12 protein-coding genes, 1 tRNA gene and 1 pseudogene are annotated in these 16,873 nt (G+C 74.0%); 7 read left to right on the top strand and 7 right to left on the bottom strand.

The features are described 5' to 3' along the window. Positions 1-136: 136 nt before the first annotated feature. Complete coding sequence (locus AC07A4_RS24870) at positions 137-1,543, bottom strand: GntT/GntP/DsdX family permease (RefSeq protein WP_478602327.1); 1,407 nt, start codon at positions 1,541-1,543, stop codon at positions 137-139. Between the two features lie 121 nt (positions 1,544-1,664). Next, the gene (locus tag AC07A4_RS24865) at positions 1,665-2,171 is read right to left on the bottom strand and encodes a gluconokinase (protein ID WP_478602325.1); all 507 of its coding nucleotides are present in this window, start codon (positions 2,169-2,171) and stop codon (positions 1,665-1,667) included. A gap of 167 nt (positions 2,172-2,338) precedes the next feature. Between AC07A4_RS24865 and AC07A4_RS24860 the strand changes: the two genes are divergently transcribed. The 3 genes from AC07A4_RS24860 (at position 2,339) to AC07A4_RS24850 (ending at position 6,681) form a co-directional block, all read left to right on the top strand. Further along, on the top strand, positions 2,339-3,040 hold the full coding sequence (locus AC07A4_RS24860) for a FadR/GntR family transcriptional regulator (protein WP_478602322.1): 702 nt from the start codon (positions 2,339-2,341) through the stop codon (positions 3,038-3,040). A 55-nt stretch (positions 3,041-3,095) separates the two neighbouring features. Further along, the gene (locus AC07A4_RS24855) at positions 3,096-3,515 is read left to right on the top strand and encodes a YchJ family protein (RefSeq protein ID WP_478602321.1); all 420 of its coding nucleotides are present in this window, start codon (positions 3,096-3,098) and stop codon (positions 3,513-3,515) included. A gap of 301 nt (positions 3,516-3,816) precedes the next feature. After that, positions 3,817-6,681, top strand: a complete 2,865-nt coding sequence (locus AC07A4_RS24850; RefSeq protein ID WP_478602319.1) for a peroxidase family protein — start codon at positions 3,817-3,819, stop codon at positions 6,679-6,681. A gap of 227 nt (positions 6,682-6,908) precedes the next feature. On the opposite strand, the gene AC07A4_RS24845 is transcribed toward AC07A4_RS24850, so the two are convergent. Further along, on the bottom strand, positions 6,909-8,480 hold the full coding sequence (locus AC07A4_RS24845) for an acetolactate synthase large subunit (protein WP_478602317.1): 1,572 nt from the start codon (positions 8,478-8,480) through the stop codon (positions 6,909-6,911). 202 nt (positions 8,481-8,682) lie between these two features. Continuing rightward, positions 8,683-8,770: transfer RNA gene (locus AC07A4_RS24840), tRNA-Leu, on the bottom strand. Positions 8,771-8,948: 178 nt separating this feature from the next. Here AC07A4_RS24840 and AC07A4_RS24835 point away from each other — a divergent pair. The 3 genes from AC07A4_RS24835 to AC07A4_RS24825 all read left to right on the top strand — a co-directional run bounded on the left by AC07A4_RS24835 (position 8,949) and on the right by AC07A4_RS24825 (position 11,912). After that, the gene (locus AC07A4_RS24835) at positions 8,949-10,292 is read left to right on the top strand and encodes a M20/M25/M40 family metallo-hydrolase (RefSeq protein ID WP_478602315.1); all 1,344 of its coding nucleotides are present in this window, start codon (positions 8,949-8,951) and stop codon (positions 10,290-10,292) included. 204 nt (positions 10,293-10,496) lie between these two features. Then, the gene (locus tag AC07A4_RS24830) at positions 10,497-10,730 is read left to right on the top strand and encodes a chaplin (protein WP_478602313.1); all 234 of its coding nucleotides are present in this window, start codon (positions 10,497-10,499) and stop codon (positions 10,728-10,730) included. A gap of 153 nt (positions 10,731-10,883) precedes the next feature. Next, a complete protein-coding gene (locus AC07A4_RS24825; protein ID WP_478602311.1) occupies positions 10,884-11,912 on the top strand; it encodes a chaplin in 1,029 nt (342 codons plus the stop codon). A gap of 101 nt (positions 11,913-12,013) precedes the next feature. On the opposite strand, the gene AC07A4_RS24820 is transcribed toward AC07A4_RS24825, so the two are convergent. Next, positions 12,014-12,202 carry a DUF5703 family protein gene (locus tag AC07A4_RS24820; RefSeq protein ID WP_030356204.1) on the bottom strand — a complete coding sequence of 63 codons (189 nt, stop codon included), beginning with the start codon at positions 12,200-12,202 and terminating at the stop codon, positions 12,014-12,016. A gap of 47 nt (positions 12,203-12,249) precedes the next feature. On the opposite strand from AC07A4_RS24820, the pseudogene AC07A4_RS24815 reads away from it, so the two are divergent. Beyond that, positions 12,250-12,972, top strand: a pseudogene (locus AC07A4_RS24815) (hypothetical protein); the annotation flags it as partial. 454 nt (positions 12,973-13,426) lie between these two features. Here the strand turns inward: AC07A4_RS24815 and AC07A4_RS24810 are convergent. Continuing rightward, positions 13,427-15,841, bottom strand: coding sequence for a helix-hairpin-helix domain-containing protein (locus AC07A4_RS24810; protein ID WP_478602309.1), 2,415 nt, complete (start codon positions 15,839-15,841; stop codon positions 13,427-13,429). Beyond that, positions 15,838-16,827: an aldo/keto reductase gene (locus AC07A4_RS24805; RefSeq protein ID WP_478602307.1), complete on the bottom strand. Its 990-nt coding sequence runs from the start codon at positions 16,825-16,827 to the stop codon at positions 15,838-15,840. Before AC07A4_RS24805 ends, AC07A4_RS24810 begins: the two co-directional genes overlap by 4 nt. Positions 16,828-16,873: the final 46 nt, after the last annotated feature.

Here is a 16,873-nt window from a genome sequence, read left to right as displayed (position 1 = left end):
GGTCTCCACTCTTCCCCCTCCCCCCCCTCTCCCCTCCACCCCCCCCCCCCCCTCCCCCCCCCCCCCCCCCCCCCCCCCCCCCCCCCCCCCCCCCCCCCCCCCCCACCCCGGTATCGGGAAGGGGCGGGGTGGGGGGCTAGATCACCAGCGACAACAGCAGCACGATCCCGCCCGCCACCACCGAGATGATCGTCTCCATCACCGACCACGTCTTCACCGTCTGCCCGACGTCCAGGCCGAAGTACTCCTTCACCAGCCAGAACCCGGCGTCGTTCACATGGCTGAAGAACAGCGACCCCGCCCCGATCGCGAGCACGAGCAGCGCCGTGTGCGCCGTCGACATGTCCGCGGCCAGCGGCGCCACCAGGCCCGCCGCCGAGATCGTCGCCACGGTCGCCGACCCCGTCGCGAGCCGGATCGCGACGGCGATCAGCCAGGCGAGCAGCAGCGCGGGGATCGACCAGTCCTCGGAGAAGTCGAGGATCATCCGCCCCACGCCGACGTCGATGAGCGTCTGCTTGAAGCCGCCGCCCGCGCCCACGATCATCAGCACGCCCGCGATCGGGGCGAGGGACTTCTCGACGGTCGTCGAGAGCCGCTCCTTGGTGAACCCGGCCGCCCGCCCCAGCGTGAACATGCCCACGAGCACCGCCGCGAGCAGCGCGATCAGCGGCGACCCGATGACGTCGAAGACCCGCTGCACGGTGGCCTCGGGGTCGTCCACGACGATGTCGACGAGGGCCTTGGAGAGCATCAGGACCACGGGCAGCAGCACGGTGGCGACCGTCGCCCCGAAGCCGGGCCGCTGCTCCAGGTCGTCCGTGGCGCGCTGCGGAATCATCTTCTCCGGCGGCGCGACGTCCACCCAGCGGGCGGCCACCTTCGAGAACAGCGGCCCGGCCACGATCACGGTCGGGACGGCGACGAGGACACCGAGCGCCAGCGTGACCCCGAGGTTGGCGCCGACCGCGTCGATCGCGACGAGCGGCCCCGGGTGCGGCGGAATGAGGCCGTGCATCACGGAGAGACCGGCGAGCGCGGGGATGCCGATCCGCATCAGGGAGTAGTTGCCGCGCTTGGCGACCATCAGGACGACAGGGATCAGCAGCACGATGCCGACCTCGAAGAAGAGCGGAAGCCCGATCACGGACGCGATCAGGACCATCGCCCACGGCATGGCCCGCCCGCCGGAGCCCCCGGCCCTGGCCAGGATCGTGTCGACGATCTGGTCCGCGCCGCCGGAGTCCGCGAGCAGCTTGCCGAGGATCGCGCCGAGGGCGATGAGCACGCCCACGCCCGCCACGGTGGCGCCGAGCCCGCTGGTGAAGCTGCTGATCGCCTTGTCGAGCGGGGCCCCGGCGAAGGCGCCGAGGGCCAGCGAGCCGATGGTCAGCGCCAGAAAGGCGTGGACCTTGAACTTCGTGATGAGCAGGACGATGACGGCGATGCCCGCGAGTACGGCGATGCCGAGCTGGGCATGGCCCGCCGAAGTGATCGGTTCGACGGGGTCCGCTGCCAGCATCTCGACGCTGAGACTGGTCACGGTGATTCCTTGTGCGTGGGGAGGTACGGGGGCGTACGGGGACAGGGCCGTACGGGAGTACGGACTGGAGGATGGGGGTGGTACGGGGGTGGTGCGGGCGGCGGAGGCCGGCCGCGGGCGGTCAGGCCAGGGCCGCCAGCGCCTCCGCCGCCCGCTGAGAGATCTCCTCCGGCGAGCCCGCGACGTCGACGGACACGCCCGCCTCGTCCGGGCCGAGCGGCTGGAGCGTCGCGAACTGCGAGTCGAGCAGCGCGGTCGGCATGAAGTGGCCCTTGCGCTGGCTCATCCGGTCCTCGATGAGGGCGCGGTCGCCGGTGAGGTGCACGAAGGCGACGCCGGGCGCGGCGGCGCGCAGCCGGTCGCGGTAGCTCCGCTTGAGGGCCGAGCAGCTGACCACCCCGCCGTGCCCGGCACGGCCGTGCGCCCACGCGCCGATGGCGTCGAGCCAGGGCCACCGGTCGTCGTCGGTCAGGGGAGTGCCGGAGGACATCTTGGCGATGTTCGCCTGCGGGTGGAAGTCGTCGCCCTCGGCGTAGGGAACGCCGAGCCGGGCCGCGAGCAGGGGGCCGACCGTGGTCTTGCCGGTGCCCGCTACGCCCATCACGACGACGACATGGGGGGTGCTCATCGCTGCTGCCTCGCTGTCTTCTTCGACATCGGCCGGGTCCGCCCCGCTTTCGGACAAGGACCCGCTCCGTTCACGCCACTGAAACGCATTAGGTCTGATGAATTCAAGGGTCTGTGACAGAAAAGTCTGACTTTTTGGCTGTGCCGGTCTCCTCGTACGCTGACCTCATGACCGCACAGGCCCGAGGGCTGCACGCCCGCGTACTGGACAGCCTCGGGCCCGCCATCACCGCGGGCGAGTACCCACCCGGCAGCGTCCTGCGCACGGACGAGCTCGCGCAGCGCTTCGAGGTGTCGCGCTCCGTGATGCGCGAGGCGGTGCGGGTCCTGGAGTCCATGCACCTGGTCGCCTCCCGGCGCCGCGTCGGCGTGACCGTGCTGCCCGCCGAGGAGTGGAACGTCTACGACCCGCAGGTCATCCGCTGGCGCCTGACGGGAGCCGACCGCCCGCGCCAGCTGCGCTCCCTGACCGTCCTGCGCTCGGCGATCGAACCGGTCGCCGCGGGCCTGGCCGCGCGCCACGCCACGGCCGAGCAGTGCGCCGCCCTCACCGAGTGCGCCCTCGGCATGGTCGCCACCTCGCGCGGCCAGCAGCTGGAGGGGTACCTGGTGCACGACATCGCCTTCCACCGCGTCGTCCTGAGCGCGTCCGGCAACGAGATGTTCGCCCGCCTCGGCGACGTCGTCGCCGAGGTCCTCGCGGGCCGCACGCACCACGACGTCATGTTCGAGGACCCCGACCCCGCCGCCGTGACCCTGCACGTGCGCGTCGCCGAAGCGGTACGGGAGGGCGACGCCGCCCGCGCCGAGGCCCTGACCCGCGAGATCGCCGAGGGCGCGCTCCAGGAGCTGGACATCCTGGCGCCGTGACCGCCGCCCCGCCGACGGAGGCGCATGCCCCCGCCGACGGGGGAGAATGATCCGCATGTCCCCGCGCACCCCACGCCCCGCACCCGCCGGGCGCCCCCGGACCTGCCCCTGCGGCCACCCCTCGCCGTACGAGAAGTGCTGCGGCCGTCTGCACCGGGGCGAGGCGGCCGCCGCCACCCCCGAGGAGCTGATGCGCTCCCGCTACAGCGCCTTCGCCGTACGCGACGAGGCGTACCTGCTGCGCACCTGGCACCCCCGGACCCGGCCGCCGGGCATCGCCTTCGACGAGGCGCTGCGCTGGACGGGCCTGGACGTCGAGGAGACGACCGACGGCACCGCCTTCCACAGCACCGGCACCGTGACCTTCCGCGCCCGCTACCGCGACGACGGCCGCGCCGACTCGCTGCACGAGCGCAGCCGCTTCGAGCGCGTCGACGGCGCCTGGGTGTACGTGGACGGCCAGTTCCTCGACTGACGGCCACCCCGCTCCGCACTCCCTGACAGCCACCGCCCCCGGCACCCGTCACGACCCGGCCACCGGCGGAACCGGCGGGCTGGGGTGCGGGGCCACGCGAGGGCCGCGAGGGGCACCCCGCCGCCGCCGGGCCCGCCCGGGCGCGCCCCTGACGGGCCCGAACGGCGCCGCCCGCCCGCCAGTTCGACCCGCGCGGCGCCCCGCGCACATGGCGGGATCGGGCGCTGTCGGCCGTCCGGCGCCGCCAGTAGCGTCGACGCCCCCCACCGCGTACGCGACCTCGTACGAAGGGATGCGCCCGATGGCCCACGCGACACAGTACGAGCGCGGTTACGAGCGCTACCTGGGCGGCAGCCCCGAAGCCGAGCGCCTCGTCTTCGAGCGGCTCGCCCACGCGATGATGAAGGTCCAGGCCGTCAACCAGCGCGCCGCGGGCGCCGCTTCCCCCGCCCGCGCCCAGCACGCCAAGCCCGCCCTCGGCGTGGAGAACGCCCGGCTGCGCTTCCACGACGACCTGCCCGAGGCGCTGCGCGGCGGCTTCGCCAAGCCGGGCGCCGAGTACCCGGCGACCGTGCGGATCTCCGGCGCGAGCGGCGTCCCGCAGGCCGACGCCGCCCCCGACCTGCGCGGCATCGCCGTACGCGTCGGCGTGTCCGCCGAGGAGAGCCACGACCTGCTCGCCACCAACTGGCCCGTGTCGCACGCCAAGGACGCCACCGAGTTCGTCGCCTTCGCCACCGCCATGGCGGGCGCCCGCAGCCCCCTCCAGATCGCGTTCGCGCTCTTCGTGAAGCTGCCGCTCGCCGTCGGCCCGGCCACCGCCGACCGCATGCGCCGCACCCTCCAGGCCGCCACCCGGCACGTCGTCACCAGCCTCGCGGGTGAGACCTACTGGAGCCGGGGAGCCCTCCTGTGGGGCACCGCGGGCCCCGTGCGCTACCTGCTGCGCCCAGCGGGCGGCGCGGCCCCCGCGCCACCCGCCGACCGGCGCGACCCGAACCACCTGCGCCGCGACCTCGAACGGCGCCTCGCCGCCGGGGACATCGCCTTCGACCTGTGCGTCCAGCGGTACGTCGACGAGCGGCGCACCCCCGTCGAGGACGGCTCCGCCGACTGGCGCGAGGCCATCGCCCCGGCCCTGCCCGTCGCCCGGCTCACCATCCCCGGCCAGGACCTCGACGACGCCGAGGCCCGCGGCGCCGCCCGGCGCGTGGAGGACCTCGCCTTCAACCCCTGGTACACCACCGACGACTTCCGCCCGCTCGGCAACCTCAACCGCGCCCGCAAGTCCGTCTACGAAGCCAGCGCCGCCCACCGCAAGGGCCTGCGCTTCCTGCCCGAAGAACCCCCGCACAACCGCATCCTCGCGGTCCCCGCGGGCGCCGCGTTCCGGCTCCTGAACCGCACCGTGCCCTGGCACCGGCTGCCCACGCGCCTTAGCCTGCTGAACCTGGTCTACGTACGCCGGGCCCTGCGCCGCCACAACCTCATCGACACCGAGGCGCACGAGGCGCCGCCCCGGGCCGAGCCCGTCCCGCCGCCCGCCGACGAGCGGCTGCGCACCGCCCGCTCCTACGACGGCACGTACAACGACCTGTCGGCGCCCGCCATGGGCTCCGTCGGCACGCCCTTCGGACGCAACCTCGCGCCCGACTACCGCCCCGACCTCTTCGACACCCCCAACCCCGTCACCGTCAGCCGCCAACTCCTGCACCGCGAGACCTTCCTGCCCGCGACCAGCCTCAACGTCCTCGCCGCCGCCTGGATCCAGTTCCAGGTCCACGACTGGGTCAACCACCGGCGCCACCCCGCGGGCACCAAGGCCGTCGAGGTGCCGCTGCCCGCCGGGATGTCCTGGCACAACACGCCGGACGGCCCCGCCGAGACCGTGATGCGCTTCGCCGAGAACGAGGCCCTGCCCGGGCCCGAGGGCGAGCCGCCCGTCCGCTTCGCCAACACCGCGTCACACTGGTGGGACGGCTCCGAGGTGTACGGCGCCGACGAGGCGACCGCGCGGTCCCTGCGGGAGCCCGACGGCGGCGCCCGCCTCCGCCTCGAACAGGGGCACCTGCCGCTCGGCCACCACGGCGTCCCGCTCAGCGGCTTCACCGACAACTGGTGGCTCGGCCTCAGCGCCCTGCACACCCTCTTCGCCCGCGAGCACAACGCCGTCTGCGACGCGCTGCGCGGCGCGTACCCCTCCATGAGCCAGGAGTCCGTCTACCACACGGCCCGTCTCGTCGTCTCCGCGCTCATCGCCAAGATCCACACCGTGGAGTGGACGCCCGCGATCCTCGCCACCGAGGCCCTCGACATCGGCCTGCACACCAACTGGGAAGGACCCCCGGACACCTGGCTCACCAAGCTCGGCCTGTGGCTCTTCGAAACCCACTCGCTCACCGGCATCCCCGCCACCCTTCCCGACCACCACGGCGCGCCGTACTCCCTCACCGAGGACTTCGTCACCGTCTACCGCATGCACCCGCTCATGCCCGACGACTTCGAGCTGTGCGAGCACCACTTCGGGCAGCGCCAGGAGACCGTCGGCTTCCTTGACATCCACGGCGGCGCGGCCGAGGGCGCCCTCCGCAAGACCGGCCTCGCCAACACCCTGTACTCCTTCGGCATCGCCCACCCCGGCGCCATCACGCTGCACAACTTCCCCCGCTCCCTGGAGCGGTTCGTCCGCGACGGCGAGGTCATCGACCTGTCCGTCGTCGACCTCGTCCGCACCCGCCGCCGCGGCGTCCCGCGCTACAACGACTTCCGCGCGGGCCTGCACAAGCCGCGCCTGCGCCGCTTCGAGGACCTCACGGAGGACCCCGGGACGCTGGCCCGCCTCAAGGACGTGTACCGCTCCGTCGACGAGATCGACACGATGGTCGGCCTGTTCGCTGAGAACCCCCCGGCCGGGTTCGGCTTCAGCGACACGGCGTTCCGCGTCTTCGTCCTGATGGCCACGCGCCGCCTGCAGAGCGACCGCTTCCTGACCGTCGACTTCCGCCCCGAGATCTACACCCCGCTCGGCATCGACTGGGTCCAGAAGGGCGGCATGAACACGGTCATCCTCCGCCACTGCCCCGAACTGGCGGCTCTCCTCCCACGCACCGCCACGGCGTTCGCCCCGTGGCGCCACCCGCAGCCGCCCACCCACCTGACGCCCTGACGGGCCCGGTTTCAAGCCCGCCCGGCGTTCGAGGGCGATGAAGGGGCGGGCGAGGACCAAGAGCCCGTCCGGCGATTGAGGACGAGCCCGAAGGGCGACGAGGGGGCGGGCGGGTGGGGGAGTAAGACAGCCTGGCCGCCAGTGAGGCCGCCAGTGAGCCCGCCAGGAGGAACCGGGGGTCGAGGACACCGCGAGGAAAAGGCGGGCCCCACCCGTGGGGACACCCCTCAACCGATCGGCGGCACCACGCACTCCACCAGGAACGGCCCCGCTTCCCCCAACCCCCGCTCCAGCAGCGCCGCGAACCCCTCCACCGTCGAGGCCCGCCCCGCGGCGACCCCCATGCCCCGAGCCAACGCCACGAAGTCCAGATCGGGCCGCCCGAGATCGAACAGCTCCCGCCCCGTGGCCCCCACGGCCCCGCCCATCATGGCCTGCTCAAGCCCCAGAATCGCGTACGCCCGGTTGCTGAAGACGACGGTGGTGACGTTGAGCCCTTCGCGCGCCTGCGTCCACAGCGCGGGCAGCGTGTACATCGCGGCCCCGTCGGCGACCAGCGCGACCACCGGCCGCTCGGGCTCCGCCACGGCCGCGCCGACGGCGAGCGGCAGCCCCTGCCCGAGCGCCCCGCCGGTGAGCGTCAGCCAGTCGTGCGGCGGAGCCCCGGCCGTGGCGCCGGGCAGCCAGAGACCGGACGTGTTGGCCTCGTCCACGACGACGGCCCCTTCCGGCAGCAGCGCCCCGATCACCGCGGCCGCGGTCTGCGCGGTGAGGGCCCCGCCGGGCACGCCGGGCCGCCCCGCGACCTGTGCCACGGGCACGGCGGAGTCGGCGCCGACGGCCGCGACCAGCTCCCGCAGCGCCGCGGCCACGTCCTGCCCGGCGCCCTCGGGGGCCAGCGCCAGCGCCTCGCACCCGTCGGGCAGGACGCCCGCGCCGTGCCCCGGGTACGCGAAGAACGGCACCGGCACCGAGGCCCCGGCGAGCACGAGGTGGCGTACGCCGGAGAGCTGACCGGCGGCGTCGGCGGCGCGATAGCCGAGCCGCTCGACGGGCGGAAGCCCGGCACCGCGCTCCAGGCGCGCCGGGAACGTCTCGCACAGCAGCCGCGCCCCGGTCGCGGCGGCGACCCGCGCGGCGGCCCGCAGCCCGGCGCCGTGCGTGGCGGCACCGCCGAGCAGCAGGGCGGCGGGCTCCCCGGACCGCAGCGCCACCGCGGCCTCGGCGACGCCAGGACCGGACACGAGCCCGCGGGACCCGGCGGCCCGCCGCCCGGCCCCGGGCTCCTTGGCGGCGGTGTCGGCCCAGGCCACGTCGGCGGGCACGACGAGGGTGGCGACGCCTCCGGGCGGCCCGACCGCGGCGGCGACGGCGTCGGCGGCGTCCTCCGCGAGATCCCCCGCGTCGTACGCGCACCGCGTCCACCCGGACACGGTCCGGGCCAGGGCCTGGATGTCCGACTCCAGGGGCGCGTCGAGCCGCTTGTGCCGCAGCGCGTGCTCACCGACGACGTTCACCACGGGCGTACCGGCCCGGCGCGCGTTGTGCAGATTGGGCAGGCCGCCCGCGAGCCCCGGCCCCAGGTGCAGCAGCGTGCACGCGGGCCGCCCCGCCATCCGCCCGTACCCGTCCGCGGCGCCCGTCGCCACGCCCTCGAACAGGCACAGCACCGGCCGTATCCGCGGCACCCCGTCGAGCGCGGCCACGAGATGCAGTTCGGACGTCCCGGGATTCGCGAAGCACACCCGCACCCCAGCATCCGCGAGCCCCCGCACGAACAACTCGGCGCCGTTAGCCATGCCCGCAAGTCTCAACGGCCCCGGGCCCCCAACATGAGCCACATTCCAGCCAGCCCGCCCGCCGGTGTGCGTCCTCGGTCTGGCCAGGGGAATCGCCGGGCCGTTGGTCACGCGGTTGGTCACGCCGCGGCCCAGACATGCGGCCCAGACATGAAGAAAGCCCCTCGAGAGGGGCTGTTCTTGCTGGTGCTGCTGTTCTTACTGGTGTCCGAGGGGGGACTTGAACCCCCACGCCCGATAAAGGGCACTAGCACCTCAAGCTAGCGCGTCTGCCATTCCGCCACCCGGACCGGTGGTCTGTCGCGGTTTCCCGCGGCGACGTGGAAAACCATAGCAAACATTCGGGGGTGCCTGATCACGCAGGTCGTGCGCGTGAACGGCGTATGACGAGGGCCGCCCGGCCTTGGGCGCGGACGGGTGGCGCGGGAGGATGGGAGGGACCGAGAGCGCGACAGCGGGAGGAACAGCGTGAGCGAGCCGACCACGGGTGGCAGGGTGAACGGGGCGAGGGCCGTCTCCGGTGAGGACGAGGTCGTCGACCTCTGCCGGGACCTGATCCGGATGGACACCAGCAACTACGGCGATCACTCGGGGCCGGGGGAGCGCAAGGCCGCGGAGTACGTCGCGGAGAAGCTCGCGGAGGTGGGGCTCGAGCCGCGGATCTTCGAATCGCATCCGGGGCGGGCCTCCACGGTCGCGCGCATCGAGGGCGAGGACCCCTCGCGGCCCGCGCTCCTCATCCACGGCCACACCGATGTCGTACCCGCCAATGCCCAGGACTGGACGCACCACCCCTTCTCCGGCGAGATCGCCGACGGCTGTGTGTGGGGCCGGGGCGCCGTCGACATGAAGGACATGGACGCGATGACCCTCGCGGTCGTCCGCGACCGGCTGCGCAGCGGCCGCAAACCGCCGCGCGACATCGTGCTCGCCTTCCTCGCGGACGAGGAGGCGGGGGGTACGTACGGAGCGCGGCACCTGGTGGACAACCACCCGGACCTCTTCGACGGCGTGACCGAGGCGATCAGCGAGGTCGGCGGGTTCTCCTTCACCGTCAACGAGCAGCTGCGGCTGTATCTCGTGGAGACGGCCCAGAAGGGCATGCACTGGATGAAGCTGACCGTGGACGGCACCGCCGGGCACGGCTCGATGATCCACAAGGACAACGCGATCACCGAGCTGTCCGAGGCCGTGGGCCGCCTCGGGCGGCACACGTTCCCGATCCGCGTCACCAAGACGCTGCGGCACTTCCTCGACGAGCTCGGCGACGCCCTCGGCACCGAGCTCGACCCGGAGAACATGGACGAGACGCTCGCCAAGCTCGGCGGCATCGCCAAGCTCATCGGCGCCTCCCTCCAGAACACCGCGAACCCGACGCAGCTCGGCGCCGGTTACAAGGTCAACGTCATCCCCGGACAGGCCACCGCGCACGTCGACGGGCGCTTCCTGCCGGGGTACGAGGAGGAGTTCCTCGCCGACCTGGACCGGATCCTGGGGCCGAACGTCAAGCGTGAGGACGTGCACGCGGACAAGGCCCTGGAGACGACCTTCGACGGCGCGCTGGTGGACGCCATGCAGACCGCGCTCCAGGCGGAGGACCCCATCGCCCGCGCCGTGCCGTACATGCTGTCGGCCGGCACGGACGCCAAGTCCTTCGACGACCTCGGCATCCGCGGCTTCGGCTTCGCGCCGCTCAAGCTGCCGCCGGAGCTTGACTTCGCGGGCATGTTCCACGGCGTCGACGAGCGTGTGCCCGTGGACGGCCTGAAGTTCGGCGTGCGTGTGCTCGACCGGTTTATCGACGCCTCCTGAACGGGCGGTGGTGGCACCGGTATTTCCGCGTCGCGTGATCCGAACGCGCTGCCGGTTGCCGAAACGAAACTCCAATATTCGGTTACGCGTGCGCATTCGACTGAAAAGAGTGAATGCGACGATAAGCTCGTAGCTCCATTACTCCCTCCTCGTTACAGGTGGTGCGGTCCGCGGCTGGGACCGCATTGCCAACTAGGAGGAACAATGATCAAGAAGGTCGTCGCCGCAGTGGTCGCCACGGGCGGTCTGGTGCTCGCCGGCGCGGGTGTCGCCGCTGCCGACGCCGGTGCGCAGGGCGCCGCCGTGCACTCCCCGGGCGTCGCCTCCGGCAACGTCGTGCAGATCCCCGTGCACGTGCCGGTGAACGCCTGCGGCAACACCATCTCGGTGATCGGCGTGCTCAACCCTGCCTTCGGCAACTACTGCGTCAACAAGTGACGCCGCTGTGCCTCGCCCCGTGAGGGGCGTCACCCAAGTGGGTTTGAGTCCGTCGGCCCCGGAGTGCGTGCCATGCGCTCCGGGGCCGACGGGCATTGAGGGGCACGGCGCGAACAGGCCGTGCCTTTTCCTGAAGGCAAGGGAGGGAGAGCAATGCGACAGGTCACGCGCAAGGGGCTGATCACCGCGGCCGCCGCTGGGGGAGTTCTCGCGGTCACGAGTGGTTACGCCCACGCCGACTCGGGCGCGAGCGGCGGCACTTCGGAATCCCCGGGTGTGCTGTCGGGAAATTCCGTACAGGCACCCGTGCACGTTCCCGTGAACGCGTGCGGAAACACCGTGAATGTGGTGGGAGTACTGAATCCCGCGGTCGGCAATGACTGTACGAATGCCCCTGGCTCTGGCGGTCACGGTCACGGGCACGGGCACGGGCACGGTGGTGGATACGGTGACGACGGCGGGTACGGTCACGACGGCGGGTACGGCCAGCGGCCCTCGGGCGGTGGTTCCTCGGCCGACGGCGGCGCGAGCCACTCGCCCGGCGTCGGCTCGGGCAACAGCGTGCAGGCGCCGATCCACGCGCCCGTGAACGTCTGCGGGAACGCCGTCACCATCGGCGGCGCGGGCAACGCGGCCGTCGGCAACGACTGCGCGAACCACGGCGACGGCGGAAACCACGGCGACGAGGGGAACCACGGCGACGACGGGGGGACGCCGCCGGGGAAGCCGGGGAAGCCGGGTGAGCCCGGCAAGCCGCACGAGCCGGGGAATCCGCATCAGCCAGGGAAGCCGGGTGAGCCGGGCCATCCGGGCAAGCCCGGAGAGCCGGGGAAGCCAGGGAAGCCGGGGCAGCCTGGTAAGCCCGGAGAACCCGGGAAGCCTGGTAAGCCGGGACACCCGGGCAATCCCGGGGAGCCGGGGCAGCCCGGCACGCCCGGTCAGCCCGGCACGCCGGGGCACCCGGGGGAGCCCGGCAGCCCGGAGCGGCCGGGTCAGCCGGGGCAGGAGGCCCCGAGCCGGTCCGAGGAGCCGAACCAGCCGGCCGTACAGGTGGTCACCCCGCCCGCGGGCCGGGACCAACTGGCGCAGACCGGCAGCTCCCTGCCGGTCGGCATGGCGCTTCCGATGGGCGCGGGCATGCTGCTCGCGGGCTCGGTCCTGTACCGCAAGGCGCAGGCCTGAGGCGGCGTGACGGCGGCGTGACAGCGGCGTGAGTACGGAGCGGGCCCCGCGATCGCGGGGCCCGCTCCGTACTCACGCCATCCGCCCCTCACCGCACCGGCTCACCACGTGGCCCGCAGCTGGCGGATGATGCGCCGCCGCAGCCGCACGCGCCGACTGCCGTCGGCGTGCAGGCTGAGGCGGTCCAACTCCCAGTGTCCGTACTCTGCGTGGTCCGTCAGCAGACGCGTGGCTTCCTTGCGGGAGACTCCACGGGGAACGTACACGTCGACAAATTCGTATTCCGGCATCGCATCTATTGTGCGGGCACGGGCCCGGTACGGATAGCGTCTGCACTATGTCTGATGCTGCGCAGCCCACCGCTGCCGAGGTACGCGCCGCCGCGGAGGCGGTCAAGACCGCGCTCGACCGCCATCTCGCCGCGGTCGAACGCAGGTCGGGCGAGGACGATCCGGCCGTCTACGACGCGTTCAACGAGCTGGCCGCCGCGGCCGAGGCCTACGACGAGCTGCTCTACGACCGCTTCGACGAGGTCACGCCCTTCGAGATCCCCGGCGCGGAGGACAGCCTGCCGCCGTACCAGGGTCCCGCGGAGCCGACCGCCCTGAGCGTGCTGATCCGGCGCGACTACGCCGTGGCGGAGCCGCAGCGGCTGCTCGCCCAGGCCGCCCGCGTCGAGGCCGCGGACCAGGACGCCGCGGACGACGACCGCCAGGCGGGCACCGTGCCCGGCGCCATCGGCCTGCTCTTCGGGGAGTTCGAACCAGACGAAATCGCCACCCGGCACAAGGAGTTCGGCCTGGAGGAGGGCGACTCCACGCTGTGGGTGACCGCCCTGGCCGAACCGGCGGAGGCGGGCGAGTGGCTGGAGTCCCCCTTCGACCAGGCGGACCCCGAGCGCGTGGTCTGCCGCTTCGACGTCAGCGCGGTCTTCGACGACGAGGCGGACGACCTCGACGACCTCGATGACCTGGACGCGCCAGACGACCCCGACGGCGCGGCCACCGGACGGGGCACGGCCGCCCCGGACCTCGACGGCGAGCTGGACTACGACCCGGACGAGGCGGTGTCCCTGGACGACGTCGAGGATGTCGAGGACGTCGAAGACGTCGAGGACGTGGACGATGTCGAGGACGCGGAGGTCGAGGGCGACGCGGACGTCGAGGGAGCGGACGACGCCGAGGTCGTGGACGACGTGGATGACGCCGATGACGCCGATGACGCCGATGACGCCGATGACGTGGACGACGCCGACGACACCGACGACACCGACGACATCGAGGTCATCGACCGGCGGCGTGGCGAGTCCGCCTAGGGGCACGGATAGCGCAGGGTGCCTGCCCAGGAGGCCAGGGCAGGCCAGGCAGGCCAGGCAGGCCAAGGTAGTCGCCCAGGCTGTCCGCCTGGGAGGCTGACCCGGGACGCCGCCCGTTCAGGACGGGCGGCGGGCCCGCACGGCGGCCGACGCGGCCCCCGCCGCCATGCGGGCCCGGCCGCCTGCGGGCCCAGCCGGACTAGTCCGCCTGCGGCGGCTGGGGCCGCAGTAGCGCCCGGAGCCGCGTCGTGCGCTCCTTGGCCGGGCGTTCCGCCACCGCTTGGGGCAGGGCCTGGCCGACGCCCTGGACCACCGACAGATGGCGCTCGGCACGGCTGAAGGCCGTGTAGACCCAAGGGCGGGTCAGGCCCGCCGTCGTGTCGCCGGGCAGCACGACCACCGTGGCGGGCCAGCGGCGCCCCGCCGCCTGGTGCGCGGTGAGCGCCCACGCGTGGCGCACGCTCTGCTCCACCTGCTCCTTCGGCACGATCACCGGAGCCCCGTCGCACTCCAGATGCAGCCCCTGGGCGTCGGCCCGCACGACATGGCCGAGCGCGGTGCGGCCCGGCAGCGGGGCGTGGGCGACGCGGTCACCGGGGTCGAAGCCGCCGAACCGGCCGGGGCCGGGATTCAGCCGTTCTTTGAGCGCCGCGTTCAGCGCGCGCGTGCCCGCGGCGCCACCGTGGCCGGGCGTGACCACCTGCGTCTGCTCGGCGGGCACCCCGATCGCGCGCGGCACCGAGTCCGCGACGAGCTGCACCGTGCGGTGGATCGCCTCGGCGGCGTCCCGCACCGGCACGATCACGACCTCCTTGTCCGGCGCCGCGACCTCGCCCAGCTCACCGACGCCGACACCGGACACCAGCTCCCCGATCGGACCGGGGTCCGGGGTGCGCGAGACGACGACCGGGCAGGCCCGCGCCGCGAGCAGGTCGGCGAAGACCCGGCCCGGACCCGCTGACCACAGCACCCCGGGGTCGCCGCTGAGCACGAGGCGGACGCCGTCCGGCAGCGACTCGACGAGCATCGCCGCCGCCTCCACGTCCAGCTGCGGCGCGTCCAGGACCACCAGCACGTCCACGGCCAGCGCGCCCTCCGCGTCCCGCCCCGGGCCCTGCTGCCCGGACAGCAGCCCGCCCACGGTCACGACCGTGCCTTCGGCGTCATCGGCGCCGCCCACCAGCGCGGCGAGGCGTCGGCTGCCGTCCGCGCACGAAGCGGCCGCACACACCCGCAGCCCGAGCGAACGGGCCGCCGCCACCAGGGCCGCGGGCTCGGCGCGGGCCGCCTCACCGCCGGTGTGCAGCACCAGGCCGTGCCCAGCGGCCGCGCGGATCAGCTCGGCGGCGGAACCCGAGGCCGCGCCGGCGGCGGCCTCCCACGCCTCGGCTCCCCGGCCCGAACCGTCTTCCTTCGGCGGTGAGTTCAGCACGCGCGCGAGACCGTCGGCGAGGGACTCCTCCGCCAGGGCATACCGCTCCAGACCGAACAGGACACGGACCGGAGGTGCGGCCTCCGCCTCGTCCGCCTCGTCCGCCTCGCCTTCGGTGGCCTCGGCGCTCTCCTGCGCGGGGGCCCGGCGCGCGGGCGGAGCGCTCTGCGCGGCCTCCTCCAGGGCGTCCTGGAAGACGAGCACGTCGCCCTCGGCGAGCGCGCTCTGCACCGCCTCGTCCGGGTCCGGCACGGCGCGCTGACCGAGCGCGGCGGTGAGCGCCGCCGCGTCGAGCGCCGTGTGACCGGCGAGCGCGGCCTGCTCGAGGAGCCATACGGTCAGGGCGCGCCCCCTGCGCTCGTCCCCGGGCTCGCAGCCGCCGCCGAGCAGGGCCCGCGCGAATCCATCGGCCTGCTCGGGCCGCACGCCCGTGACGTGCAGCAGCTGCCAGGGATCCGCCCGCAGCCGCTCGGCCGCCCCCTCGCCGAGCAGGGCCGCCGCCCTGGCCGCGAGCGTGGTGGGCGCTCCGCCCTCGGTGAGCACGGCCGCCACCGCGGCGACGGCGTCCGCGGCGGGCTCGGCCGGGGCGGCCGGAGCCTCGGGGGCCGGGCGCCGCACCGGCTCCGGCGCGGGCCTGCGCGGCGCGACGGGCTCGGGGGCGCGGAACGCGGAGGCGGCGGGCTTGTCGCCGCTCTCCACGGCCCGCACCGCCGCGAGCAGGTCGGCCGCCGTGCCCTGGAGCTTGGCGCCGGCCGCCACCGGGGCGCCCTTGGCCGCCTTGCGCTCCTCGATCCGCTGCCGCAGTTCCCGCTGGGCGGCCAGCTCGGCCTCGGCCTCGGAGAGCTCGGCCCCACCGCCGTCCGCGTTCGCCGCCGACTCGCCCGCCGCCGATTCGTCCGCCTTCGCCTCGCTGCCCGTGCCGTCCTCGGGGGCGGCCTGCCCCTCGCCGTCGGCCTCGCCGTCCACGAAGGCGTCTGCGGAGGCGTCCACGGAGGTGTCCACAGCGGTGTCCGTGGCGGTTTCCGCGGCACCCTCGGGACCGTCACCCCCGGCGGCCCCGGCGGCCCCGGCGTCAGCGTCCGACGCGGCGGTCTCCGGTGCGGCGGCCCCGGCCTCGGGCTCCGCCCGGGCCTCCGGGGCGCTCGGCTCGGCAACCTCCGCGGCGGCGGACTCCGTACTCACAACGTGCTCCAGTCCTGGTCTGGGTAGCGGTGCACGGGCGCTGACACGTCGTCGAGCGCCTGGCAGATCTCGTCAGGAAGACTAAGGGTCTCCACTGACAGAGCCGCCGCGAGCTGCTGCGCGGTGCGCGCGCCGACGATCGGGGCGGACACGCCGGGGCGGTCGCGCACCCAGGCGAGCGCCACCTGGAGCGGAGTCACGGCGAGCCCGTCCGCCGCTATCGCGACGGCGTCCACGACCCGGCTCGCCGCCTCGTCCAGATACGGCGCGACGAAGGGCGCGAACTGCTCCGAGGCGCCCCGAGAGTCGGCGGGGGTCGCGTGGCGGTACTTGCCGGTGAGGACGCCGCGGCCGAGCGGTGACGACGGCAGCAGGCCCACGCCCAGGTCGAGCGCGGCGGGCAGCACCTCGCGCTCGATGCCGCGCTGGAGGAGGGAGTACTCCATCTGGGTGCTGGCGATGCGGGTGCGGACGCCGGGGGCGGCCAGCTGCCAGGTGGCGGCCTTCGCCAGCTGCCAGCCGCTGAAATTGGACACGCCCGCATACCGCGCGCGGCCGCTGCTGACCGCGATGTCCAGGGCCTGGAGCGTCTCCTCCAGCGGTGTCTCCGGGTCGAAGGCGTGGACCTGCCACACGTCCACATGGTCCGTGCCGAGCCGGGCGAGGGAGGCGTCCAGGGCTGTCAGGAGGTGGCCGCGCGAGCCGTCGAAGCGGCGGTCGGGGTCCGGCACGCTGCCCGCCTTCGTGGCGATGACGAGGTCGCGGCGCGGCACGAGCCGCTCCATGAGCCGCCCGAGGAGGTATTCGGCGCCACCGTCCCCGTACACGTCGGCCGTGTCGACGAGGGTGCCGCCCGCCTCCCAGAAGGCCTTCAACAGGTCCGCCGCGTCGTTCTCACCGGTCTCCTCGGGGCGGCCCCAGTTCAGGGTGCCGAGCCCGATCCGGGACACGCGCAGACCCGTACGGCCGAGATGCCTCTGCTCCATGGGCGCGACATTACTGGCCGGGTATCGACGTCGTGTGCGGCTGTGG

It is taken from the genome of Streptomyces sp. NPDC043996, from assembly GCF_056435225.1.
Note: the sequence above shows the minus strand (reverse complement) of the source record. Positions and strands in the feature narration are given on the sequence as shown.

Excerpts from the sequence above, each read along its gene's own strand:
- AC07A4_RS24855 (WP_478602321.1), top strand. The coding sequence starts at position 3,096 with ATGTCCCCGCGCACCCCACGCCCCGCACCCGCCGGGCGCCCCCGGACC.
- AC07A4_RS24845 (WP_478602317.1), bottom strand. The coding sequence starts at position 8,480 with ATGGCTAACGGCGCCGAGTTGTTCGTGCGGGGGCTCGCGGATGCTGGG.
- AC07A4_RS24850 (WP_478602319.1), top strand. The coding sequence starts at position 3,817 with ATGGCCCACGCGACACAGTACGAGCGCGGTTACGAGCGCTACCTGGGC.
- AC07A4_RS24865 (WP_478602325.1), bottom strand. The coding sequence starts at position 2,171 with ATGAGCACCCCCCATGTCGTCGTCGTGATGGGCGTAGCGGGCACCGGC.
- AC07A4_RS24830 (WP_478602313.1), top strand. The coding sequence starts at position 10,497 with ATGATCAAGAAGGTCGTCGCCGCAGTGGTCGCCACGGGCGGTCTGGTG.
- AC07A4_RS24805 (WP_478602307.1), bottom strand. The coding sequence starts at position 16,827 with ATGGAGCAGAGGCATCTCGGCCGTACGGGTCTGCGCGTGTCCCGGATC.
- AC07A4_RS24860 (WP_478602322.1), top strand. The coding sequence starts at position 2,339 with ATGACCGCACAGGCCCGAGGGCTGCACGCCCGCGTACTGGACAGCCTC.
- AC07A4_RS24820 (WP_030356204.1), bottom strand. The coding sequence starts at position 12,202 with ATGCCGGAATACGAATTTGTCGACGTGTACGTTCCCCGTGGAGTCTCC.
- AC07A4_RS24825 (WP_478602311.1), top strand. The coding sequence starts at position 10,884 with ATGCGACAGGTCACGCGCAAGGGGCTGATCACCGCGGCCGCCGCTGGG.